Annotated in this window: 17 protein-coding genes; 10 read left to right on the top strand and 7 right to left on the bottom strand. The window is 72.6% G+C overall.

Going from position 1 to position 21,651, the window contains the following annotated elements; all coding sequences use genetic code 11:
• The first annotated feature begins 229 nt into the window (after positions 1–229).
• Positions 230–1,852: a peptidoglycan DD-metalloendopeptidase family protein gene (locus ACFZP7_RS21460; protein WP_385635261.1), complete on the top strand. Its 1,623-nt coding sequence runs from the start codon at positions 230–232 to the stop codon at positions 1,850–1,852.
• Positions 1,853–2,022: 170 nt separating this feature from the next.
• Here the strand turns inward: ACFZP7_RS21460 and pcrA are convergent, their stop codons facing one another.
• Positions 2,023–4,509, bottom strand: coding sequence for a DNA helicase PcrA (gene pcrA / locus ACFZP7_RS21455; RefSeq protein WP_019329558.1), 2,487 nt, complete (start codon positions 4,507–4,509; stop codon positions 2,023–2,025).
• Between the two features lie 464 nt (positions 4,510–4,973).
• Here pcrA and ACFZP7_RS21450 point away from each other — a divergent pair, with 464 nt between their 5' ends.
• Both ACFZP7_RS21450 and ACFZP7_RS21445 read left to right on the top strand, forming a co-directional pair.
• Entirely contained in the window at positions 4,974–6,167 is a 1,194-nt protein-coding gene (locus tag ACFZP7_RS21450; protein ID WP_385635259.1) for an NlpC/P60 family protein, read from the top strand.
• 27 nt (positions 6,168–6,194) lie between these two features.
• Positions 6,195–7,250, top strand: a complete 1,056-nt coding sequence (locus tag ACFZP7_RS21445; protein WP_385635257.1) for a tellurite resistance/C4-dicarboxylate transporter family protein — start codon at positions 6,195–6,197, stop codon at positions 7,248–7,250.
• On the opposite strand, the gene ACFZP7_RS21440 is transcribed toward ACFZP7_RS21445, so the two are convergent.
• The gene (locus ACFZP7_RS21440) at positions 7,228–7,581 is read right to left on the bottom strand and encodes a hypothetical protein (protein WP_019329561.1); all 354 of its coding nucleotides are present in this window, start codon (positions 7,579–7,581) and stop codon (positions 7,228–7,230) included. The genes ACFZP7_RS21445 and ACFZP7_RS21440 overlap by 23 nt on opposite strands.
• Before the next feature lie 340 nt (positions 7,582–7,921).
• On the opposite strand from ACFZP7_RS21440, the gene ACFZP7_RS21435 reads away from it, so the two are divergent.
• Positions 7,922–8,986 carry an NlpC/P60 family protein gene (locus ACFZP7_RS21435; protein WP_385635255.1) on the top strand — a complete coding sequence of 355 codons (1,065 nt, stop codon included), beginning with the start codon at positions 7,922–7,924 and terminating at the stop codon, positions 8,984–8,986.
• A 14-nt stretch (positions 8,987–9,000) separates the two neighbouring features.
• Here the strand turns inward: ACFZP7_RS21435 and ACFZP7_RS21430 are convergent, their stop codons facing one another.
• Together ACFZP7_RS21430 and ACFZP7_RS21425 are read right to left on the bottom strand one after the other, a co-directional pair.
• Positions 9,001–9,741, bottom strand: coding sequence for a response regulator transcription factor (locus tag ACFZP7_RS21430; RefSeq protein WP_019329563.1), 741 nt, complete (start codon positions 9,739–9,741; stop codon positions 9,001–9,003).
• Positions 9,738–11,030 carry an ATP-binding protein gene (locus ACFZP7_RS21425; RefSeq protein ID WP_029394249.1) on the bottom strand — a complete coding sequence of 431 codons (1,293 nt, stop codon included), beginning with the start codon at positions 11,028–11,030 and terminating at the stop codon, positions 9,738–9,740. The genes ACFZP7_RS21430 and ACFZP7_RS21425 overlap by 4 nt, the downstream gene beginning before the upstream one ends.
• Before the next feature lie 178 nt (positions 11,031–11,208).
• Between ACFZP7_RS21425 and ACFZP7_RS21420 the strand changes: the two genes are divergently transcribed.
• From ACFZP7_RS21420 to ACFZP7_RS21410, 3 genes are all read left to right on the top strand, one after another.
• Positions 11,209–12,663 (top strand): PspC domain-containing protein, encoded by a 1,455-nt coding sequence (locus tag ACFZP7_RS21420; RefSeq protein WP_385635253.1) that lies wholly within the window; start codon positions 11,209–11,211, stop codon positions 12,661–12,663.
• Positions 12,650–12,892: a hypothetical protein gene (locus ACFZP7_RS21415; protein ID WP_030976143.1), complete on the top strand. Its 243-nt coding sequence runs from the start codon at positions 12,650–12,652 to the stop codon at positions 12,890–12,892. Before ACFZP7_RS21420 ends, ACFZP7_RS21415 begins: the two co-directional genes overlap by 14 nt.
• Positions 12,893–13,063: 171 nt before the next feature.
• Positions 13,064–13,597: a DoxX family protein gene (locus ACFZP7_RS21410; RefSeq protein ID WP_199807743.1), complete on the top strand. Its 534-nt coding sequence runs from the start codon at positions 13,064–13,066 to the stop codon at positions 13,595–13,597.
• Positions 13,598–13,632: 35 nt separating this feature from the next.
• Here the strand turns inward: ACFZP7_RS21410 and ACFZP7_RS21405 are convergent, their stop codons facing one another.
• The gene (locus ACFZP7_RS21405; protein WP_062130226.1) at positions 13,633–14,928 is read right to left on the bottom strand and encodes a hypothetical protein; all 1,296 of its coding nucleotides are present in this window, start codon (positions 14,926–14,928) and stop codon (positions 13,633–13,635) included.
• A 313-nt stretch (positions 14,929–15,241) separates the two neighbouring features.
• On the opposite strand from ACFZP7_RS21405, the gene ACFZP7_RS21400 reads away from it, so the two are divergent.
• On the top strand, positions 15,242–15,754 hold the full coding sequence (locus tag ACFZP7_RS21400; protein WP_385635250.1) for a pyridoxamine 5'-phosphate oxidase family protein: 513 nt from the start codon (positions 15,242–15,244) through the stop codon (positions 15,752–15,754).
• Between the two features lie 12 nt (positions 15,755–15,766).
• Here the strand turns inward: ACFZP7_RS21400 and guaA are convergent, their stop codons facing one another.
• Complete coding sequence (gene guaA, locus ACFZP7_RS21395; protein ID WP_019329570.1) at positions 15,767–17,347, bottom strand: glutamine-hydrolyzing GMP synthase; 1,581 nt, start codon at positions 17,345–17,347, stop codon at positions 15,767–15,769.
• 346 nt (positions 17,348–17,693) lie between these two features.
• Between guaA and ACFZP7_RS21390 the strand changes: the two genes are divergently transcribed.
• Both ACFZP7_RS21390 and ACFZP7_RS21385 read left to right on the top strand, forming a co-directional pair.
• The gene (locus ACFZP7_RS21390) at positions 17,694–18,002 is read left to right on the top strand and encodes a chorismate mutase (protein ID WP_030976135.1); all 309 of its coding nucleotides are present in this window, start codon (positions 17,694–17,696) and stop codon (positions 18,000–18,002) included.
• A gap of 632 nt (positions 18,003–18,634) precedes the next feature.
• Entirely contained in the window at positions 18,635–19,693 is a 1,059-nt protein-coding gene (locus ACFZP7_RS21385) for an LAETG motif-containing sortase-dependent surface protein (RefSeq protein WP_223780426.1), read from the top strand.
• A gap of 115 nt (positions 19,694–19,808) precedes the next feature.
• On the opposite strand, the gene ACFZP7_RS21380 is transcribed toward ACFZP7_RS21385, so the two are convergent.
• Complete coding sequence (locus tag ACFZP7_RS21380; protein WP_127437751.1) at positions 19,809–21,626, bottom strand: GMC family oxidoreductase; 1,818 nt, start codon at positions 21,624–21,626, stop codon at positions 19,809–19,811.
• Positions 21,627–21,651 lie beyond the last annotated feature (25 nt).

Genomic DNA, 21,651 nt, shown 5'->3' with positions numbered 1-21,651 from the left:
AACGCCCCGACCGCCCCCTGGGCAGCGAAACCCCGCCGCCACGACCCGGTCATATTCGAACAGCCGTCGAACTCAAAGCCAAACTCGCGTCCGCCGTCCCCCAAAACACGGCCGATTGCCCGTTTCCTGCGCGCGCGAAACCTGACGAAGATTGTCGTGCCCGTATACCGCCGGGTACAGTCGCCGCACTGCTCTGGCAGCCCCTGTTGTCGAGGCGAAAGAGAAGTTGGTGAACGACCGTCACCCGTCGGGGACCATGACCACCCCGGCCTCGGCTTCCGACGCCGACCCGGCGCCCTACGCGTCGTACGGCACAGGGGAGGCCCAGTACGGCGACCTCACCACGTACGGCGGCTACGACTCCACTGGTTTTTCCACCGGAGTCACCGCCACGGCGAGTTTCGACGCGGATCCGCTCTTCGGCAGTCTCCCGGGCCAGAACACCGGCGCCTACGACACCAGCGGCTCCTACGACGCCACCCAGTGGTCCACCGGCAGCGTGCCCACCGTCGGCCACGGTGCCTACGCGGCCCAGCACCACACGGCCCACGACGGCGCGGCGTACGACACCGGCGACTACGACACGACCGCCTGGGCGGCCGAGTACCAGCCGCTCCCCTCCGTGCCGCCGCAGGCGGCGAGCGTCGAGGCCGACGGGCAGTGGGACACGGGCGCCTGGGCACAGCCGGACCAGTCCGGCAACCCCGCCGACCGGACCCAACAGTGGGACTGGGGCACGCAGACCTTCGAGACCGGCACCTTCGAGGCCGGCACCTTCGAGACGGGCGCCTACGAAACCGGCTCGTTCACGACCGGCACCTTCCACGCCGGCACCTTCGACACCGGCGCCTACGACGCCACCCAGTGGAACTCGGCCGGTACGGACGCCTCCGCCGAGGCGTCCGAGACGCCGGACACCCCCGCGGCCGACACCCCGCCCACCGGCGAGAACCCCGGCCCGGACGCCGGCTCACGCGACGACGGGCTGGCCGCCACCGGCGAACTCCCCACCGTCACGGCCCTCCTGGAGGACCAGGAGGAGGTCGTCACCCCGGCCGCACGCGTCCCGGGCGCACGCGCCGCCTCCCGCGGCGGCTCCCGTTCCCGACGGCGCCAGCCCGCCAAGCGCTCGGCGCTGATGACCATCGCGGTGCCGTCGGCCTGCGTGATGAGCGTCGCGGGTGTCGCGGCGGCCACCGTCGGCGGTCTGACCGGCGACGACGGCGCGGAGACCACGGCGTCAGCGGCGGACGCGGGCGCGGGGCAGGCCGCCCCGGTCAAGCCGTCGACCGCCAACAACACGCTGGACACCCAGCTCACCTCTCTCGCCGCCGGCGCCGACGACTTCGCCGACCGGGCCAGCCGGACCCAGGAGCGCATCGACCTCAAGGCCCAGCAGGCCCTGGAGAAGAGGCGGGCGGCGGAGGAGGCGGCCCGCAAGGAGCGGCTGCGCCCCAAGTTCGCGCTCCCGGTCGCCCAGCACGGCCTCAGCGCCTACTACGGCCAGGCCGGCATCAACTGGATGTCCGTGCACAGCGGCATCGACTTCCCCGTGTCCTACGGCACCACGGTGATGGCCGCGACCGACGGCACGGTCCGCACGCAGTACAACACCGCCTACGGCAACATGATGATCGTGACCGCGAAGGACGGCACCGAGACGTGGTACTGCCACCTCTCCAGCTATCAGGTGCCCTCAGGTACGACGGTCAAGGCCGGCGACGCCATCGCGTTCTCCGGCAACTCGGGCAACTCCACCGGACCGCACCTGCACTTCGAGGTGCGCCCCTCGGGCGGCTCGGCCATCGACCCGCTCTCCTGGCTGCGCAGCCACGGCCTGAACCCGGCATAGCGGAGTAACGTCTCAGCACTCCGTTCCGGACGCTGCCCGGTCCGAACCCGGGACCGCACCGTGCCCGGACCGAACCCGGGACCGCACCGTGCCCGGACCGCACCGAGCCCGGGGCCAAACTGAACCCGGGGCCGAACCGTGCCCCGGGCCCTACCGTCCCCGTCGCGCCGTCAGAGCTTCTCCACCGGCGCGTACCGCAGCAGCAGCCGCTTCGGCTTGGTGTCGCCGAAGTCGATCGTCGCTTCCGCGTTGGCCCCGGTGCCCTTGACCCCGACCACCGTGCCGAGCCCGAACTGGTCGTGCGTGACGCGGTCGCCCACCGCCAGCGACACCGTCGGCTGGTCGGCCGCGGACCGGCGGGTGGCGAAGCCCGACGCGCCCGACGCCGACGAGCGGGAACGCGACGACGACAGCGAGGCGGCCACCGCCGAGACCGGTGCGGAGGAGGCGGGCCCGTTGGCCCCGGTGCGCTTCCACTCCAGGTGGGGCGCGGGGATCTCCTCCAGGAAGCGGGAGGGCGGGTTGTACGACGGCTGACCCCAGGCGCTGCGCAGCGTGGACCGGGTCAGGTACAGCCGCTCACGGGCGCGGGTGATGCCGACGTAGGCCAGGCGCCGCTCCTCCTCCAGCTCCTTGGTCTGGCCGAGGGCCCGCATGTGCGGGAAGACGCCGTCCTCCATGCCGGTGAGGAAGACGACCGGGAACTCCAGGCCCTTGGCGGTGTGCAGGGTCATCAGGGTGACGACGCCGTCGCCGTCCTCCTCGTCCGGGATCTGGTCGGAGTCGGCGACCAGGGCGACCTTCTCCAGGAAGTCGGCCAGGGTCCCGGACTCCTCGCCCTCCGCCTGCTCCTGCTCGAACTCCAGGGCGACGGCAGCGAGTTCCTGGAGGTTCTCGATGCGGGTCTCGTCCTGCGGGTCGGTGGAGGACTGCAGCTCCGCGAGGTACCCGGTGCGTTCGAGGATCGCCTCCAGCACGGTGGCCGGTCCGGCGCCGGACTCGACGACGGTGCGCAGGTCCTCCATGAGCGTGTTGAACCGCTTGACCGCGTTGGCGGAGCGCGCGGCCATGCCGTACGCCTCGTCGACGCGCCTGAGCGCCTGCGGGAAGCTGATCTTCTCGCGCTGGGCGAGGGCGTCGATCATCGCCTCGGCGCGGTCGCCGATGCCGCGCTTGGGGACGTTGAGGATGCGGCGCAGCGGCACCGAGTCCTCCGGGTTGGCCAGCACCCGCAGGTAGGCCAGGACGTCCCGGACCTCCTTGCGCTCGTAGAAGCGGACCCCGCCGACGACCTTGTAGGGCAGGCCGACGCGGATGAAGACCTCTTCGAAGACACGGGACTGCGCGTTGGTGCGGTAGAAGACGGCGACGTCGCCGGCCTTCGCCTCGCCCGCGTCCGTGAGGCGGTCTATCTCGTCGGCGACGAACTGGGCCTCGTCGTGCTCGGTGTCGGCGACGTACCCGGTGATCCGCGCGCCGCTGCCCTGGTTGGTCCAGAGGTTCTTGGGGCGACGGGACTCGTTGCGCTCGATGACCGCGTTGGCGGCGCTGAGGATCGTCTGGGTGGAGCGGTAGTTCTGCTCCAGCAGGATCGTGGTCGCGTCCGGGTAGTCCTCCTCGAACTGGAGGATGTTGCGGATGGTGGCGCCGCGGAAGGCGTAGATCGACTGGTCGGCGTCGCCCACCACGCACAGCTCGGCGGGCGGCACCTCGGCCTCGGGCGGCACGTCGACGGGGTGCTCCGACGCCCCGCCGACCAGCTCGCGCACCAGGGCGTACTGGGCGTGGTTGGTGTCCTGGTACTCGTCGACCAGGACGTGCCGGAAGCGGCGGCGGTAGTGCTCGGCGACGTCCGGGAAGGCGCGGAGCAGGTTGACCGTCGTCATGATCAGGTCGTCGAAGTCGAGGGCGTTGGCCTCGCGCAGCCGCGACTGGTAGAGCGCGTACGCCTGGGCGAGGGTCTTCTCGAAGCCGTCGGCGGCCTGGGCGGCGAAGTCCTCCTCGTCGATCAGCTCGTTCTTCAGGTTGCTGATCTTGGCGCTGAAGGACTTGGGCGGGAAGCGCTTGGGGTCCAGGTCGAGGTCGCGGCAGACCAGGGCCATCAGGCGCTTGGAGTCGGCGGCGTCGTAGATCGAGAAGGAGGAGGTGAAGCCGAGCCGCTTCGACTCGCGGCGCAGGATGCGGACGCAGGCGCTGTGGAAGGTCATCACCCACATCGCGTTGGCCCGCGGGCCGACGAGTTGCTCGACGCGCTCCTTCATCTCGCCCGCGGCCTTGTTGGTGAAGGTGATCGCCAGGATCTGGCCGGGGTGGACGCCGCGCTCGGCCAGCAGATGGGCGATGCGGTGGGTGAGCACCCGGGTCTTGCCGGAACCGGCACCGGCCACGATGAGCAGCGGGGAGCCGGAGTGGACGACGGCGGCGCGCTGGTTCTCGTTCAGCCCCTCCAGGAGCGCGGCCGGGTCCAGGGCGGGGCGCGGGGCGCCGTCCCGGTAGTACGCGTCCCGGTCCGGGGGCACGTCGAACTTCCCGCCGAACAGATCGTGCGGGACCGGCTCCGGTCCGTGCTCGTCCTCGGGCGGCGGCGGGGGTTCCTCCTCGTGACCACGGGGGGTCTGGAGGCTCGCCAGGAAGCTGTCGTCAAAGAGGCTGCTCATCGCTCTCCGAGTCTAGGGCGCCGCACCGACAACCGGTCCCCGCCCCGGAAATCGGCCGCGATCACTCCCCCGGGCCCCGCCTCGGACACACGCCGCGACGGTCCGGCACACCAGAGTGACCCTCCCACCGAAGGTCACGAAAATGTATCGGGCATATCACCCACCAACCTTCACAGCCGCCACACGAGTTGGCTACGGTGCGGGCAGGCCGCACGACCCCTTCCGGCGAACCTCGCCGGCCGCGCGGCCTCCGCCGAGTCCGGCGTGCCCGCACGGCACCCGGAGCCGGGGACCCAACCGAGAACCTTGGGGTGAATCGGCACACACCGCCCTCCACGGGGCGGTCGAGCCGTAGGGCAACCCTTCCAGACCCACTCCGCCCGAACCCTCCCCCAGGGCCCGAAAGACCTGGGGGGACCCCCACCGCCAACCCGGTAGGCGGATCTTCGGAAGGAGTCGCCTCCTTGGCGTCGCACCGCAAGCCGCGCCCCACGGGCACGCGCGTCGCAGGCATACGGACCCCCGCCCTCGCCACCGCGGCCCTCACCTCCGTGGCCCTGCTGTCCCAGACGGCCGACGCCACGCCGTCGGACGACGGCAGGCCGAGCCTCGAAGAGGTCGAGAAGAAGGTCGACGACCTCTACCGGCAGGCGGGCTCGGCGACCGAGAAGTACAACGCGGCCAAGGAGAAGACCGCCAAGCAGCGCAAGCGCGTCGACCGCCTCCTCGACGACGTCGCCCAGCGCACCCAGAAGCTCAACGAGGCGCGCGAGGAGCTGGGGTCCTTCGCCTCCGCCCAGTACCGCACGGGGGCCGCGATCCCGGAGACCGCGACCTTCCTGCTCGCGGACTCGCCGCAGGACTACTTCGACCAGAACCAGCTGATGAGCCGGCTCACCGGCCGCCAGAAGGACGCGGTCGACGACTACGTGACCCAGCAGTCCGAGACGATGAAGAAGCGCCGGGAGGCCACCGAGAGCCTCGAGACGCTCACCGAGTCGCAGAAGGACCTGAAGACCGCCAAGGCCACCGTCCAGAAGAAGCTCGCCACCGCCCGCGAGCTGCTCTCGGAGCTGACCGCCGAGGAGAAGGCGCGGCTGGCGGCGATCGAGAAGAAGAAGCAGCAGGAGGCCGCCCGCAAGGCCGCCGAGCTGGCGAAGCAGCAGGAGGCCGCGGAGCGCGAACGGCAGGAGCGGGAGCGGGAGGAGGCCGCCCGGCAGGAGAGCGGCGCCGGGTCGGGGACCGGCACGGACACCGGCACCGGCACGACCGAGCCCTCCGCGCCGGACGCCTCGTACGGCACCAAGGCGGAGAAGGCACTGGCCTTCGCCCGCGCCCAGATCGGCAAGCCGTACGTCTGGGGCGCCACCGGCCCCGGCTCCTACGACTGCTCGGGCCTGACCCAGGCCGCCTGGAAGGCCGCGGACGTGTCCCTGCCGCGCACCACCTACGACCAGGTGAACGCCGGCACGACCGTCTCCGTCTCCCAGGCGCAACCCGGTGACCTGGTCTTCTTCTACGACGACCTCAGCCACGTCGGCCTCTACATCGGCAACGGCATGATGATCCACGCCCCGAAGCCGGGCGCGTACGTCCGTGAGGAGTCGATCTACTACGACGGCGAGGGGTCGATCCACAGCGTGGTGCGCCCGGCCTGACCCGCAAGGCTCTCTAGCATCGGCTGCATGTCATCCGGCGCCTCCCCCACCTCGCCCGCCTCGCCCGCCTCACCCACCTCCCCTTACCCCCTGCGCGCCTGGTGGGCGCAGCGCCCGCCGGCGGCCGGGGCCGCGGTGATGGCGACCGGCATCCTGTCGGTCGGCCTGCATCTCACCGGCCACGAGGTCCTGTCCCGGATCGCCCTGGTCCTGGCCTGCGCCGCCTGGCTGACCCTGGCGGCGAACTTCGTCTATCTGCTGCTGGTCGAGCGCGCGCAGTGGGTGACGCGGGCGGGAACGCCGGGCGCGCTCACCGCCGTGGCCGCCACGACGGTGCTCGGCACCCGCTTCTCGCTGCTCGGCTGGACGACCCTGGCGGCGGCGCTGCTGGCGCTGGCGGCCGTGCTGTGGCCGGGGCTGCTCTTCCTGGTCGTGCAGCACTGGGGGCGCCGGATGCCCGGGGCGGTCTTCCTGGGGTGCGTGGCGACGGAGGGGCTCGCCGTGCTCGGTGCCACGCTTGCGGCGGCCACCTCGACGCCCTGGCTGGCGCACGCGTCCCTGATCCCGTTCTGGTCGGGCATCGTGCTCTACCTGATCGCGCTGTTCCGCTTCGATCTCCGGCAGGTGGCCCGGGGCTCCGGCGACCACTGGGTGGCGGGCGGCGCGCTCGCCATCTCGGCCCTGGCCGGGGCCAAGCTGCTCGCCGCGGCCGGGACGGGCATGTACCTGTGGAACGCGGACGACCAGGCCGTGCTGCACGACGTGACCGTCTTCCTGCTCGTGCTGGACCTGGCCTGGTACGCCGTCCTGCTGGCCGCCGAGATCGCGTGGCCGCGGCTCCGCTACGACGTGCGCCGCTGGTCGACGGTCTTCCCGCTCGGCATGACGGCGGCGGCGACGCTGTCCGTCGCCGCCGCCGTGGAGGTGCCGTGGCTGGACGCGCCCGGTCAGGCCCTGTTGTGGGTGGCGGTGGTCGCGTGGCTGGCGGTCGCGGCGGGGGCGGTCGTCCAGGCGCGGGCCGGGCTGCGGTCGGCGGGCTCGGGCTCGGGCTCGGGAGCCGTCAGGTCCACAGCACGGCGATGAAGACGTTGGCCACGGTCAGCAGGCCCACCAGGCCGAACAGCGGCTTCTCCACCTTCTCGTCGTCGCGCTTCACGTAGACCAGGCCGAGGATCACGATCAGCAGGGCGAGCTTCACGCCGATCTTGATGTTGTCGACGGACTGGTCGTCGGCCTGGTTGAGACCGACCAGGACGACGCCGGTGACCAGCATCGTCAGCGCGCCGTGCAGCATCGCGGGGACGAAACGGGCCGTGCCCTGGCCCATGGCCTTCATCTGGGTCAGGAAGCCTCCCAGGAGCGAGGCGATGCCGATGATGTGCAGACCGACGAAAACGTGGATGAGTACGTCCATGAGGCCGGAGCCTAATCAGGGGTCCGGGCCCCCTGGGACACCGGCCCGGTCCGTCCACGGTCCGCCCGGCCGTGCCCCGGCGTGAGTCCGCGTCCCGTCAGGGGTCCCATAACACCTCCCCGCTCCCTTCCGTCCCTGTTCCGGCGCTTCGGTCATCACCCAGCGTGAAGACGGCGGCCGCAGGACGGGAGTCCGGTCACGTACGGTCACTCGTCGGCCCGGTACCGACAGTTCCGCACAAGCCGTCACCGGCTCGTTACCTTCGCGCCTAGCGTCCTCCCCCAGGCAGGCCCAGCCGTGCCGGACCGAACCGAGTCGCAGGGAAGGACGTGGATCGCAGGTGGGAGCGCACCGCAGACCGCGACAGCGCAGGACGGGCGGCGGGGCGGCCCGTGGGGTGGTCACCGTCACCCTCGCGGGCGCCGCCACCGCGACCGGCCTGGGCGGCACCGGCCACGCCGACCCGGCGCCGACACCGGCCCAGGTCGAGGTCACGGTGGACAAGCTCTACCGTGAGGCCGAGGTCGCCACCGAGAAGTACAACGGCGCGAAGGAGAAGGCGCGGGCCGCCGAGCGGCGTCTGGAGGACCTGCGGGACGAGGCGGCCCGCAAGGAGGACCGGCTGAACTCGGCACGCGAGGCCCTGGGTTCGGTCGCCGCGGCGCAGTACCGGAGCGGGGGCCTCGACCCGGCGCTGCGGCTCGCGCTCTCCTCCGACCCCGACCGCTATCTCGAGGGCGCCGCCCTGGTCGAGCGGGCGGGCAGCCGGCAGCAGGCCGCCGTGGGCCGCTTCCGCAAGGAACTGCGGGAGGTGGAGCAGCTGCGCGGCGCCGCACGCGTCGAGGTCGCGTCGCTGACGTCCCGCCGGGCGGAGCTGAAACGTCACCGCAAGACGATCACCGACAAGCTGGAGGCGGCCCGCCGCCTGCTGTCCCGGCTGACCCGGGAGGAGCGCGCCCGCCTCGCCGAGGACACCGGCGGCGGCACCGCAGACCGTGCCTCCCGCTCCTCCTCCGGCCCCCGCGACGGCCTCCCCGCCACGGGCCGGGCACCCGATTCCCGCGCGGCGGCGGCCATCGCCTACGCCCGCCAGAAACTCGGCAGCCCCTACGTGTGGGGCGCGACCGGGCCCGACGCCTTCGACTGCTCGGGCCTCACCCAGGCCGCCTACCGCGCCGCGGGCGTCTCCCTGCCCCGCACGACCTACGCCCAGATCGACGCCGGCCGCCGCGTCGCCCGTTCCGAACTGCTCCCCGGCGACCTGGTCTTCTTCTACTCCGGCATCAGCCACGTCGGCCTCTACATCGGCGACGGCAAGATGATCCACGCCCCCAACCCCTCGGCCCCGGTGCGCGTGGCGCCCGTGGACCAGATGCCCTTCGCGGGCGCCACGCGGGTGGTGTGACGCCGGAACGGCGGTCAGACCAGCCGCCGGGCCGTCGCCCACCGCGTCAGCTCGTGCCGGTTGGAGAGCTGGAGCTTGCGCAGCACCGCCGAGACATGGGACTCGACCGTCTTCACCGAGATGTACAGCTGCTTGGCGATCTCCTTGTACGCGTAGCCGCGGGCGATCAGGCGCAGCACCTCGCGCTCGCGCTGGGTGAGGCGGTCGAGGTCCTCGTCGACCGGCGGGGCGTCGGTGGAGGCGAAGGCGTCGAGGACGAACCCGGCCAGGCGCGGCGAGAAGACCGCGTCGCCCTCCTGGACGCGGAAGACCGAATCGACCAGATCCGTACCGGTGATCGTCTTGGTCACATAGCCCCGGGCACCGCCCCGGATCACGCCGATCACGTCCTCCGCCGCGTCCGAGACGGAGAGGGCGAGGAAGCGGACGGGCCGCTCGGCGTCGCTCATCAGCGGGGCGCAGCGACGGAGGACCTCCACGCCGCCGCCTCCGGGGAGGTGGACGTCGAGGAGCACCACCTCGGGCCGGGTCGCGGTGATGACCGTGACGGCCTGGTCGACGTCGGCGGCCTCGCCGACGACCTCGACCCCGGTCACCGCGGTCTGGCCGATCTCGGCCTGGACGCCGGTGCGGAACATGCGGTGGTCGTCGACGAGCACCACGCGCACACGGCGCTCCCCCGCGCCCGCCGGCGGTGCGGGCTCCGCCACCTCTCCCGCTCCCGCCGTTCCGTTCGCCTCGGTCGGGTCGCTCATGACGTTTTCTCCGCCCTCTCCATCTCCAGCTCGACCTCCGTGCCGCCGCCCGGCACCGCGCGCAGCCGCGCCGTGCCGCCGTTGCGCTCCATGCGGCCGATGATCGATTCTCTGACGCCCATGCGGTCGGCGGGTATCGAGTCGAGGTCGAAGCCGGGGCCGCGGTCCCTGACGGACACGAAGACCGTCTTGCCCTCGACTTCGGCGTAGACCTGTACGGCGCCGCCCTCGCCACCGTACTTGGCGGCGTTCACCATGGCCTCGCGTCCGGCCTGCATCTGTGCCCCGATCCGCTCGTCGAGCGGGCAGTCGCCGACGACCACCACCTCGATGGGGACGCCGTGCTTGTCCTCCACCTCGGCCGCGTTGCGCCTGACGGCCTCGGCGAGGGTGGTGGGCTCGTCGTCCTCGTCCTTGCCGTTGCCCTCCGGCTTGTACAGCCAGGCACGCAGGTCGCGCTCCTGGGCGCGGGCCAGGCGGCGCACCTCCCCCGCGTTCTCCGCGTTGCGCTGGATCAGGGTCAGGGTGTGCAGCACCGAGTCGTGGACGTGGGCGGCGACCTCGGCCCGCTCCTGGGCGCGGATGCGCATCAGCCGCTCCTCGGACAGGTCCTGGGTCATGCGGACCAGATAGGGGCCGGCCAGGAGCGTGATGCCGACGAGGACGGCGAGCGCCGCCTGGAGCAGCGAACCGAGGTGGGCCGCGGAGCCCTGCAGGACGAAGATGCCGGTGACGCCGGCCGTGACCAGCAGGACGCCCGCCACCGAGCGCAGCAGGGTGACCGTCCGCCGGTGGCGTCCCACCTCGGCCCAGCGGGCCCGGCGGGCGTTGTCCGCCTGGCGCCAGACGAGGGCGACGCCGGCGGCGACGAGGACGGTCGGCCACAGGTACGCCCTGGCCCCGCCGCCGAGGTCGACGTTGCCCACGAAGACCAGGGCCACGACGACCATGAGGAGCAGGGCGACGATCTGGCCCTTGTCCGGCTTGCGGGCGACGAGTCTGCGGCGGCCGTCCGGTGAGGTCTCCGAGGTGACGAGGGACGGCGGCTTCTGGGCGTCGACGCCGCCGACGCCCAGCGGCACGAAGAACCAGAAGGCCGCGTACAGCAGCGCGCCGAGCCCGTCGGCCATGAACAGGCCGACGAAGGCGAACCGCACCCAGATGACGGGCAGCCCGAGATGCCCGGCGAGCCCCCGCGCCACCCCGCCCAGCCAGCGACCGTCGCTGCTGCGGTAGAGCTTGCGCGGCGGCCGCGGTTCGACGAGGGGCGCTGCTGCGGCTTCCGGCATGACACCGATGGTCACACGGTCGTGGGAGCCGCAGCATCAGGGTCGGCCCCTAGAGTCCCCTGATCTTCGGGCGGGGCGCCCGTCGCACGCTCCCCCGGCTCGGCTCAGGGCCGATATCAGGGTCCGACCAGGGTCGAACCGACTGCCGCCACGGCGCCGCGCCCGTCACCATGGACCCATGACAGATCACGAGCACGCCGCGACGGGTCCGGGACCCGGCCCCGGCCCGCGCCCCGAGCGGGGCACCGGGCCGCAAGGTGCCGCGCCCGCCGCGGATGCCACGGGTACCGCCGGCGGCCCGGGCTTCGCCACGGGCGTCATGTCCGGCCCGGGGGCCGCCGCGGACGGTGACGACCCGGGGCCGCCCCACAGGTTCCGGCGCGACCGCCGGTACAAGACCTTCGGTGGCGTCTGCGCCGGTCTCGGGCGGCAGTGCGACATGGACCCGGTGATCTTCCGGATCACTCTCGCGGTGCTCTCCGCGACGGGCGGCATCGGCCTCATTTTCTACGGGTTCGCCTGGCTCTTCGTCCCGTACGACGACGAGGAGGAGAACGAGCTGCGCAAGCTGCTGACCGGCCGCGTCGACGGCCAGGCGCTGGCGGCCGTGCTGTTCGCCCTGGTCGGCTGCGGTGTCTTCCTGACGATGCTCAACAACGGCGGGGTGCTGACCTTCGCCGTGGTGCTGTCCCTCGTCCTCGCCGGCGCCGGGTACTGGTCCCGGCACCGGCGGACGCCCGCCCCCGACCCCCTCGCCGCTCAGGCCGTCGCCGACGCGCCTCCCGAGGCCCAGGCCCCGCCGATCATGTTCACCTGGCCCTCCTGGTGGCGCGGGCCCCTGGACAAGGACGGCAGACACGTCGGCGGCACGGGATATCTGTGGGGCCCGCTCGACTCCGAGGACCGGGACATCGCGGCCGCCGTCAACATCGGCCGCGGTGTCCCCGGCGACCGCGCCCCCGGCGCCGACCGGCGTCCCGCGGCCCCGCGCCCGCGCGGCCCCCGCGGCATCGGCGGCTGGGTCTTCCTGCTCGCCGTGCTCGCGGGGTTCCTCGGCACCCGCCTCACCTGGGACGCGCACCCGCTCGGTACCAGCCTGCAGACGGGCCTGGCCTGCGCGCTCGCCGTCTTCGGCGTCGGCATCGCGGTCAGCGCCTTCCTGGGGCGCACCGGCGCCGGCTCCGTCTTCCTCGCGATCGTCACGGCCGCCCTGCTGGCCGGCTCGGCCGCCCTGCCCAAGGACGTCGGTACCGACTGGGTCCGGACGACCTGGGAGCCCAGGACCGCGGCCGGCGTGCTGGAGCAGTACGAGATCGGAGCCGGCAGCGGCACCCTGGACCTGTCCCGGCTGGACCTGGCCGAGGGACAGACCGTGACCACCAGGGCGGACGTGGGGATGGGCCGGATACGCGTCGTGGTGCCACCGGAGGTCACCGTGCGGCTGAGCGTCGAAGTGGGCGTGGGCGACATCCAGCTGCCCGGCGACGACCAGAAGGACGTGGACGTGGCACCGGGCAAGCACAAGGAGGTCACCCTGGCCCCCACCGCCGGCGGCGGCGAGGACGGCGGCACACTCGACCTCGACCTCCAGGTCGGCGTCGGACAGGCGGAGGTGAGCCGTGCTGCGTCATAGGTTCCAGCCCGGACGGCTGATCGCCGGCCTCTTCCTGGCCGCGACGGGTGCCGTCTACGCGGGTGACGCGGGCGGCCTCTGGGAGACTCCGTGGTTCGTCGCCGTCCCCCTCGTCGTGGGCGGTCTGTGCACCGCGGGGGCGGTCGGCGTCCTGGCCCGGTCCGTGCACCGGCGCCGTGGGACCGCGCGGGCGCACCCGGACGAGCCGCGGGCCGACCTGCCCGGCTGACGGCCACCGTCCCGGCGCGGCACCGTCCCGGCAAGCTGCGGCACCGTCCCGGCAAGCTGTCGAAACCGACAGGAAGAAACCGGCGGAGGGAGGATTGAGCGGAGCCTTCGCGTCGTACGTATGGACGGTGAGGGGGTCTCGGCACGTGCGGGCGAGAGGCGGCTGGCAGTGATGACTCACGGCATGCGGACGGATGCGTACACCTCACGTCCGGGGGACGGCGGAGGCCGGCGGGAGCAGGCCGCCCGCTACGCCCTCCTGCCGCTGCGGATCTTCCTCGGCGTCACCTTCGTCTACGCCGGCCTCGACAAGCTCACCGACAGCGCCTTCATGAAGGACTCGGGCGCCGGCTCCGTCGGCGACATGATGCGGGCGGTCCGCGACTCCTCCGCCGTCCCCGCCCTGGTGGACCTGGCGCTGAAGAGCCCTTCCGGGTTCGGGTACGCCATCGCCCTGGGTGAGCTGGCCGTCGGCATCGGCACGCTGATCGGACTGCTGACGCGACTGGCCGCGCTCGGCGGCGCCCTGATCTCGCTCAGCCTCTGGCTGACCGTCAGCTGGGCCGCCGACCCGTACTACTACGGGAACGACCTCGCCTACCTCATGGCCTGGATCCCCCTCGTCCTGGCCGGCGCCCCGCTGCTGTCCGTGGACGCCGTCCTGCGCTCCCGACGGCACCGGGGGACGGGCGACGGCTACCGCTAGGCCCGCCCGGCGCCCCACTCCGGCGTCCGCGCCGGTCAGTCCGTCACGTCGATCGCGTACCGGTTGGTCTCCACGCCCGCGCTCGTGACCACCTGGACGTCCACCCGGCCCGGCTCCACGTCCGCCGGGACGGGGACGGTGAGCACGTCGTCCGTGGGGTTGCTGAAGCCGCCGGTGACCGGGACCAGGGGCACGTGGACGTTGACCGCGCCGATGCGGACGACCATCCGGGACAGGCGGTCCGCGCGCTGGGCGCCCGGCGGTACGAAGCCGGCGCCGCGGATCTCGATGTCGTCGCCGGTGCGGATCGGCGCGTCCAGGTCGCCCGCCTCACGGGCACGGACCACGGAGAGGATCACCGGCCGCCCGCCCTCCGCGTACTTGCCGGCCACATAGGTCGCCGCCGACACCAGCACCACGACCGCCAGCCCCCACGGCAGGTCGGGCAGCTGGTCCGGGCGCCGGGCCAGTCGCACCGCGGCGAAGACCAGGGCGACGGCGCTGATCACGACGTACTGGATGTCGGCGAAGGTGCCGCGCCCGGCGTCGTCCGTCAGGAGGTCACCGGCGCGCGGCCGGTCCGCCCGCACCTTCTGGAGCCGTTGACCCAGCACCCGCACTCCGACGACCCGCCGCACCAGGACCGCGATGCCGCACACCACGGCGAGCACCGTCACCGCACCGGCCCCGCGGGCGAGTCCGAGCCCGGAGACCAGGTCGTCCCGCCGGTCGGGGCCCGAAGCCAGCGCCAGCTGTCCGGCCAGGACGAGCACCGCGTAGGCCACGAAGAGCACCCAGGCCGCGGCCACCGCCCGGGACGTCGACAGGCGGTTGTCCTCGCCGATCACCGGGGCCAGCGCACCGCCGCGCGCCCGGTGGAACCACGACGCCGCCGTCAGCGCGCCGGCCACCACCAGCGCCGCCGCGAGCCCCGCGGTGCGCGCCGCCGTCCAGCCGCCGCCGACGGCGGTGAGCGCCTGGGCGAGGAGCAGCAGCACGACCGCGGCCCACACCGCGACGGCCGTACGGCGGCCGAGGCCGGCGAGCCACGCCTCGCCCTCGGCACGGCCGCGTTCGGCGACGGCCCGCGCCGACTGGGCCAGCTCCTCCGAGACCCACTGCCGGGAGGCGGAGGCCGAGTGGGCCACCGCGGCCGGCAGCCCTTCCCCGGCCGCGAACGCGTCCCGCCGCGACAGGAACGCCGCCACCGCCCTGCGGTGCCCCTCCCGGGCGCCGTGCGGGCAGTCCCCGCAGGTGCAGCCGCCCGCGTGCGCCGTCTCGCGGGCGCCCGCTCCCGAGCCGCCCGTGTGTCTCGCCTCCTGCACCGCCACGCCCGACGCCCGCCTTCCCCGACCCCTGCGACACCCCGCGTGCACCGCGGTGGAACCCAGCAACGACACCCGCACCACGTCCGCACGACACCGTCCGGGCGGCCACCGCGCCGACCGCGGCACGCGCCCTAAGTCCCGTGGGACGAAAGCGAATTGTGCCGTACCCGCGCCCCTGCGCGCCCGCTGCCCCCGCCCGCACTGCCCGGCGCGGGTGACACGCGCCCCCGCCGTGTTGACCCGGCCGGGCGAACCGGTGCCGAGCCGCGCGCGATACCGGACACAGGGTGTCGCCTTTCGCGTCCACACTCGCCCTATGACCGACAGCACCGCGCCGACCACCCCGACGCCCGGACCTCCGGCTCCCTGGTCCCGCTTCGCCGACGCCGAGCCGGCGCTCGCCGCCACCGTCGAGGCGCGCTTCGGCGCGTACACCCACCATGTCCTCGCCACCCTCCGCAGGGACGGCTCGCCGCGCACCACCGGTCTGGAGGTGCGCTTCCTGGACGGCGAGCTGTGGCTCGGCATGATGCCGGGCTCGGTGAAGGCGCTCGATCTGCGCCGCGACCCGCGCTTCGCGCTCCAGGCGAACCCGGGGGAGGGGACCGGGATGGGCGGCGGGGACGTACGCATCGGCGGTCGGGCGATCGAGGTCGAGGACGCCGCGACGCGGGCCCGGTACGTGAAAGAGGTGGAACCGCCGGAGCCGTTCCACCTCTTCCGAACCGAGCTGACGGAGGTCGTGCGGACCTCCGTGGAGGACGACGCGTATCTCGTCGTCCAGGTCTGGCAGCCCGGGAAACCCCTGCGCACCGTCAAGCGCGCCTAGGGGGTCGCGCGGTCACTCCCACTCGATGGTGCCCGGCGGCTTGGAGGTCACGTCGAGGACGACGCGGTTGACGTCCTTGACCTCGTTGGTGATGCGGGTCGAGATCCTGGAGAGCACGTCGTACGGCAGTCGCGACCAGTCGGCGGTCATGGCGTCCTCGGAGGAGACCGGCCGCAGCACGATCGGGTGGCCGTAGGTGCGGCCGTCGCCCTGGACGCCGACGGAGCGGACGTCCGCGAGCAGCACCACGGGGCACTGCCAGATGTCGCGGTCGAGGCCGGCCGCGGTCAGCTCCTCGCGGGCGATGGCGTCGGCCTCGCGGAGCAGGTCGAGCCGCTCCTTGGTGACCTCGCCGACGATGCGGATGCCGAGACCCGGGCCCGGGAAGGGCTGGCGCTGGACGATCTCGTCCGGCAGGCCCAGCTCCTGGCCGACCATCCGGACCTCGTCCTTGAACAGCTTGCGCAGCGGCTCGATGAGCTTGAACTCGAGGTCCTCGGGGAGCCCGCCGACGTTGTGGTGGGACTTGATGTTGGCGGTGCCGGTGCCGCCGCCGGACTCGACGACGTCCGGGTAGAGGGTGCCCTGGACGAGGAACTCCACGGCCGGGCCCTCATCGGCGATGATCTCGGCCTGGGCCTGCTCGAAGACCCGGATGAACTCCCGGCCGATGATCTTCCGCTTCTCCTCGGGGTCGGAGACCCCGGCCAGCGCCTTCAGGAACCGCTCCTCGGCGTCCACGACCTTCAGCTGCACGCCGGTCGCGGCGACGAAGTCCTTCTCGACCTGCTCGGTCTCGCCCTTGCGCATCAGGCCGTGGTCGACGTAGACGCAGGTCAGCTGGGAGCCGATGGCCTTCTGCACGAGGGCGGCGGCGACGGCGGAGTCCACACCGCCGGACAGGCCGCAGATGGCGCGCTTGTCGCCGACCTGCTCGCGGATGGCCTCGACCTGCTCCTCGATGACGTTGCCCGTGGTCCAGGACGGGGTGAGGCCCGCGCCCCGGTACAGGAAGTGCTCCAGCACCTGCTGCCCGTGCGTGGAGTGCATCACCTCGGGGTGGTACTGGACGCCGTAGAGCTTCTTCTCGTCGTTCTCGAAGGCGGCGACCGGGACGACGTCGGTGGAGCCGGTGACGGCGAAGCCCTCGGGGGCGGCCGAGCAGGCGTCGCCGTGCGACATCCACACGGCCTGCTCGGCGGGGGTGCCCTCGAAGAGGGTGGAGGAGGTCTTGGAGACGTGCAGCTCCGTACGGCCGTACTCACGGGCGCCGGAGTTGTCGACCGTGCCGCCGAGGGTCTGCGCCATCAGCTGGAAGCCGTAGCACATGCCGAAGACCGGGACGCCGGCCTCGAACAGGGAGCGGTCGAGGGTCGGCGCGCCCGGCTCGTACACGGACGAGGGGCCGCCGGAGAGGATGATGGCCGCCGGGTTCTTGGCGAGCATCTCGTCGACCGGCATGGAACTCGGGACGATCTCGCTGTAGACCCGCGCCTCGCGGACACGGCGGGCGATGAGCTGGGCGTACTGCGCGCCGAAGTCGACGACCAGGACGGTGTCGGGGGCGGCGGCAGCGGGAGTCGCTGATGACACGGGGTGCCTTCCGGCGGTCGGGCGGGGGTCTTGTGTACCCGATTCTACCGAGGCGGGCAGGTGACCCGTCCCGGCCGTGGCTCCGGGCAGGGCCCGCTCCCCGGGTCTCACCATGCGAACCGGCTTGGACACGGACCGTCCGCGGGGCATACTGGGCCCATGCTCTCGCACCAGGCGTTCGTCTTTACCTATGGCAACCGGCCCACCGGCTGCCATGGTCGTGCTGCTTGAGCAACTGACAAGCGACTTCCCAGGCGCCCCGGGCCGACAAGGCCCGGGGCGCCTGCCGTTTCCGGGTCCTGCCGCCCCGGGGCACCGCCACCCATCCCGGCGAGGAGACCCCGACATGACCGTCACCACCGCAGACAGCACCCGGACCACCGCGGCCGACACCGGCGCCCGCACCGCCGAGGCCGCCGACGTGATCACCGGCGCCCGGGAGCGCATCGACGCGCTCGACGACCGGATCATCGGGCTGATCCAGGAACGGATGGCCGTCTCCGCCGTCATCCAGGAGGCACGGATCACCTCCGGCGGCCGGCGGGTGAACCTCTCCCGCGAGATGGAGGTCCTCGGCCACTACAGCGAGGCGCTGGGCAAGCCGGGCACGACGCTGGCGATGACGCTGCTGGAGCTGTGCCGGGGGCGGGTCTGACCGCTCCGGCCGGGCGTCGTATCTGAGTTCGGGCCCCTTCTCACCCGTACGGCGCGTGACGCCGCGCGGGACGCTTCGTTGGTCCCGGTGTCCGTGCCAGCCAGGGGCGGGCCCGAAAGAACCACGCGTGGCTCGCTGGGGCGATGAGACGTACGGATCGTGCCGTACGTCGTGGGACCTCGCCCCAGGAAGTGACCGGACGGCAGGGGACAGCAGCCCGGTCACCCAAGAGAACGGCCGGCTCCGGGGACGCCCGGGGTCGGCCGACGGGAACGCCCGGTCCCGGGCCCCCCTCACAACCGCAAGCTCGACCTTCCGCGGCGCGACCCCCGGCGCCGCTCGGAGGCGTCGGCGCCGCCCCGACCCCGGCGCCGTCGCCGGCCCCGAGGGCCCCGCGGCACCTGCGCCGCGGGGCCCTTCACGCGTGTGACACAGACCACATAAGGTTTCTGTGAAATCAGGGGCAACCATTCACAGGCTTCGCTGATCAAACAGGCCGAACCGATCGAGCAGATCGGCCGAAGGGTCCACCGCGCCCACACGCGGAGGCCTCCTCAGAGCCCCGTACCGCCGAAGCGCGGTACGCCTGACTTCACGAGGTCTTCATGAAGCTTCGCCGCGCCATCGTGACCATGGCTGCGACGTCCGTCATCGCCCCGCTGGCACTGCTGTCGGCACCGGCCGCCTTCGCGACCGAGAGCCCTGCGCCGGCGGCGTCCGAGACGACCGGGACGGACACCACCGCCCCGGACGACCAGACGTCTCCCACCGACGAGGAGACGACGCCCTCGGACGGCCAGAGCACGCCGTCCGACGCCGAGAGCACTCCCACCGACGAGGAGAGCACCCCCACCGACACCCCGTCGTCCCCGACCGACGGCGAGAGCACCCCGGGCTCGGAGACGACCAGCCCCGCGCCCTCGCCGTCGACGTCGGCGCCCACCGACGAGCCGACCGAGCCGGAGACCCCCGAGGTCCCGGCCTGCGAGGAGATCGACGCCGACTACGCGGGCGCCAAGGTGTCCGCGGACATCAAGGGCCTGCCCGGCAAGATCGTCGCCGGTGACGGCTACCACCCGTTCGAGCTCGTCGTCACCAACGAGTCGAAGACCGACGTCAAGGAGGTCGCCTTCTACGCCGAGGTGGAGAACTACGAGTTCGAGGACGAGTCGAAGTTCCTCAGCTCGTACGTCGACCTCGAGTTCAAGAACCCGGAGACCGGGAAGTGGGACCGCGTCGGCAACGACGAGTGGGCCGGCGACTACTTCTACTTCATGGAGAAGCTGAAGGCCAAGGCGACCCAGACCGTCGACATGCGCCTCAGCGTCGACGCCAAGGCCCCGACCGGTGACGCCTACTCCTTCGCCTTCGGCGCCTACCTGGACAACGTCGACGGCCAGGAGTGCATCGCCGCGGGCTGGAGCCAGTACGACTTCCAGATCCTGGCGTCCGGCTCCGGCAACCCCGACCCGGGCACCGCCAAGCCCAGCGACAAGGGTGACGACAAGGACGGCAAGATCTCGGTGAAGAAGCCGCAGGGCGACGTCTCGAAGCTGCCCTCCGGCAGCCTCGCCGAGACCGGCTCCAGCTCGGCGCTGCCGACCATCGGCCTCGTCGGCGGCCTGGCGGTCGTCGTCGGTGGCGGCGCGATGTTCGTCGTCCGGCGCCGCAAGGCCGGTGTCCAGGCGTAACGGCTGACCGGCACGGCGTGCCGCACCACGGGGAGGACCTGCGCTCGGAGGGGGGCGCAGGTCCTTCTTGTGCGTGGTGGGGAAGGCCGCCGCCGCGGGGCCTTCCCCCGGGCCGCTACTTCTTGGGCGGCACCGCCGGCATCCCGAGGAACGGCAGCCGCAGCGCGCCGAACGCCTCCGCGGGGACCGCCGGGGACTTGGGCTCGACGGGTGCCAGGCGCCGGTACTCGGTGCCCTGCGCCGGGCGCGGGTCCTCCTCGCCCTTGTTGGGCCAGTACGACATCGCGCGCTCGGCCTGCGCCGTGATGGTCAGGGACGGGTTGACGCCCAGGTTCGCGGAGACCGCGGCGCCGTCGACGACGGAGATGCCGGGGTGGCCGTAGAGCCGGTGGTACGGGTCTATGACGCCGCTCTCGCGGGAGGCGCCGATGGGACAGCCGCCCAGGAAGTGGGCGGTGAGCGGGGTGCCCATCAGTTCCCCGACGTTGGAACCGGCGAAGCCGTTGATCTCGGCGGCGAGCGCGGAGGCGCCCTCGGTGGCGGCCTTGATCTGCTTGGGGTTGGGCGAGCCGTGGCCCTGGCGGGCGGTGAGCAGGCCCTTGCCGACGCCCGTCGGCTTGAGGTGGGTGGTCAGGGAGTTGTCCAGGGACTGCATCACCAGGCCGATGATGGTCCGCTCCGACCACTTGCGGTTGGAGAGCGAACGCAGCACCAGCAGGGGGTGCCTGGCCGCGTGACCCAGGAAGCCCAGGACGCGGGTGGTGCCCGAGGCGGTGGGGCCGGCGTAGGGGACCTGGAGGATGGACAGGCCGCCCATCGAGTTGGAGCCCTTGCCGTAACGGACCGGCTCGATGTGGGTGTTGGGGTCCGGGTGGATCGACGAGGTGATGGCGACACCGCGCGTGAAGTCGGCGCGCGGCTCACCGGTGACCTTGCGGTAGCGCCGGTCGTCGGTCTGGGCGCCGACCAGGGCCTCGGAGTTGGTGCGGGTCAGCTCGCCGAGCCGGTCGGAGAGGTGCGGCAGCTGGCCGTTGGCCTTCATGCGGTGCAGCAGGGTCTGGGTGCCGTAGGTGCCGGCGGCGATGACGACGCGGCGGGCGGTGAAGGTGCGGCCGGCGCCCTTCTTCTTCCGGTCGGTGGGGAGGGTGGCCACCGCGAAGCCGCCCCGGGAGTCCTCGGTGACCGACACGACGGAGGTCATCGGGTGCACGACCGCGCCGGCCTTCTCGGCGAGGTAGAGATAGTTCTCGTTGAGGGTGTTCTTCGCGCCGCGCCGGCAGCCGGTCATGCACTCGCCGCACTCGTTGCAGGCCGTGCGGTCGGGGCCCGCGCCGCCGAAGTACGGGTCGGGTATGCGCTCACCCGGCTCGGCCTTCGCCGTGCCGTCGGCGTCCTGGCCGTCGCCGAAGAAGACGCCGACGGGGGCCATGTGGAAGGTGTCGCCGACCCCCATCCGCTGGGCGGCGGCCTTCAGGTGCACGTCGGACGGGGTCATGGTCGGGTTGAGGCGGACGCCCAGCATGCGCTTGGCCTGGTCGTAGTAGGGCGCCAGCTCGTCCTGCCAGTCGGTGATGTCCCGCCACTGGGGGTCCTCGAAGAAGGGCTTGGGCGGTACGTAGAGGGTGTTGGCGTAGTTGAGGGAGCCGCCGCCGACGCCCGCGCCTGCCAGGACCATGACATTCCCGAGCAGATGGATGCGCTGGATTCCGAACATGCCGAGCTTCGGTGCCCACAGGTAGTTCTTCAGGTCCCAGGAGTTCTTGGGCAGGGACTCGCGGGTGAAGCGGCGGCCGGCCTCCAGGACGCCGACCCGGTAGCCCTTCTCGGTGAGGCGGAGGGCGGAGACCGAGCCTCCGAACCCCGAACCCACGACGACGACGTCGTAGTCGTACCCGTTCTCGTCCCGGGTCTGGACGGACTTCTCCTGCGACACGTGCTCTCCTCGTTGAGAACGGGTA

Source organism: Streptomyces sp. SudanB5_2050, assembly GCF_964272335.1.
In the GTDB taxonomy this organism is placed as follows: Bacteria; Actinomycetota; Actinomycetes; order Streptomycetales; family Streptomycetaceae; genus Streptomyces; species Streptomyces rochei.
Note: the sequence above shows the minus strand (reverse complement) of the source record. Positions and strands in the feature narration are given on the sequence as shown.

What these genes read in the sequence shown, in the direction of transcription:
- ACFZP7_RS21425 (WP_029394249.1), bottom strand. Translation starts at nt 11,030, where the DNA reads ATGCCGGAAGCCGCAGCAGCGCCCCTCGTCGAACCGCGGCCGCCGCGC.
- pcrA (WP_019329558.1), bottom strand. Translation starts at nt 4,509, where the DNA reads ATGAGCAGCCTCTTTGACGACAGCTTCCTGGCGAGCCTCCAGACCCCC.
- ACFZP7_RS21410 (WP_199807743.1), top strand. Translation starts at nt 13,064, where the DNA reads ATGACTCACGGCATGCGGACGGATGCGTACACCTCACGTCCGGGGGAC.
- ACFZP7_RS21420 (WP_385635253.1), top strand. Translation starts at nt 11,209, where the DNA reads ATGACAGATCACGAGCACGCCGCGACGGGTCCGGGACCCGGCCCCGGC.
- ACFZP7_RS21440 (WP_019329561.1), bottom strand. Translation starts at nt 7,581, where the DNA reads ATGGACGTACTCATCCACGTTTTCGTCGGTCTGCACATCATCGGCATC.
- ACFZP7_RS21390 (WP_030976135.1), top strand. Translation starts at nt 17,694, where the DNA reads ATGACCGTCACCACCGCAGACAGCACCCGGACCACCGCGGCCGACACC.
- ACFZP7_RS21430 (WP_019329563.1), bottom strand. Translation starts at nt 9,741, where the DNA reads ATGAGCGACCCGACCGAGGCGAACGGAACGGCGGGAGCGGGAGAGGTG.
- ACFZP7_RS21400 (WP_385635250.1), top strand. Translation starts at nt 15,242, where the DNA reads ATGACCGACAGCACCGCGCCGACCACCCCGACGCCCGGACCTCCGGCT.
- ACFZP7_RS21385 (WP_223780426.1), top strand. Translation starts at nt 18,635, where the DNA reads ATGGCTGCGACGTCCGTCATCGCCCCGCTGGCACTGCTGTCGGCACCG.
- ACFZP7_RS21445 (WP_385635257.1), top strand. Translation starts at nt 6,195, where the DNA reads ATGTCATCCGGCGCCTCCCCCACCTCGCCCGCCTCGCCCGCCTCACCC.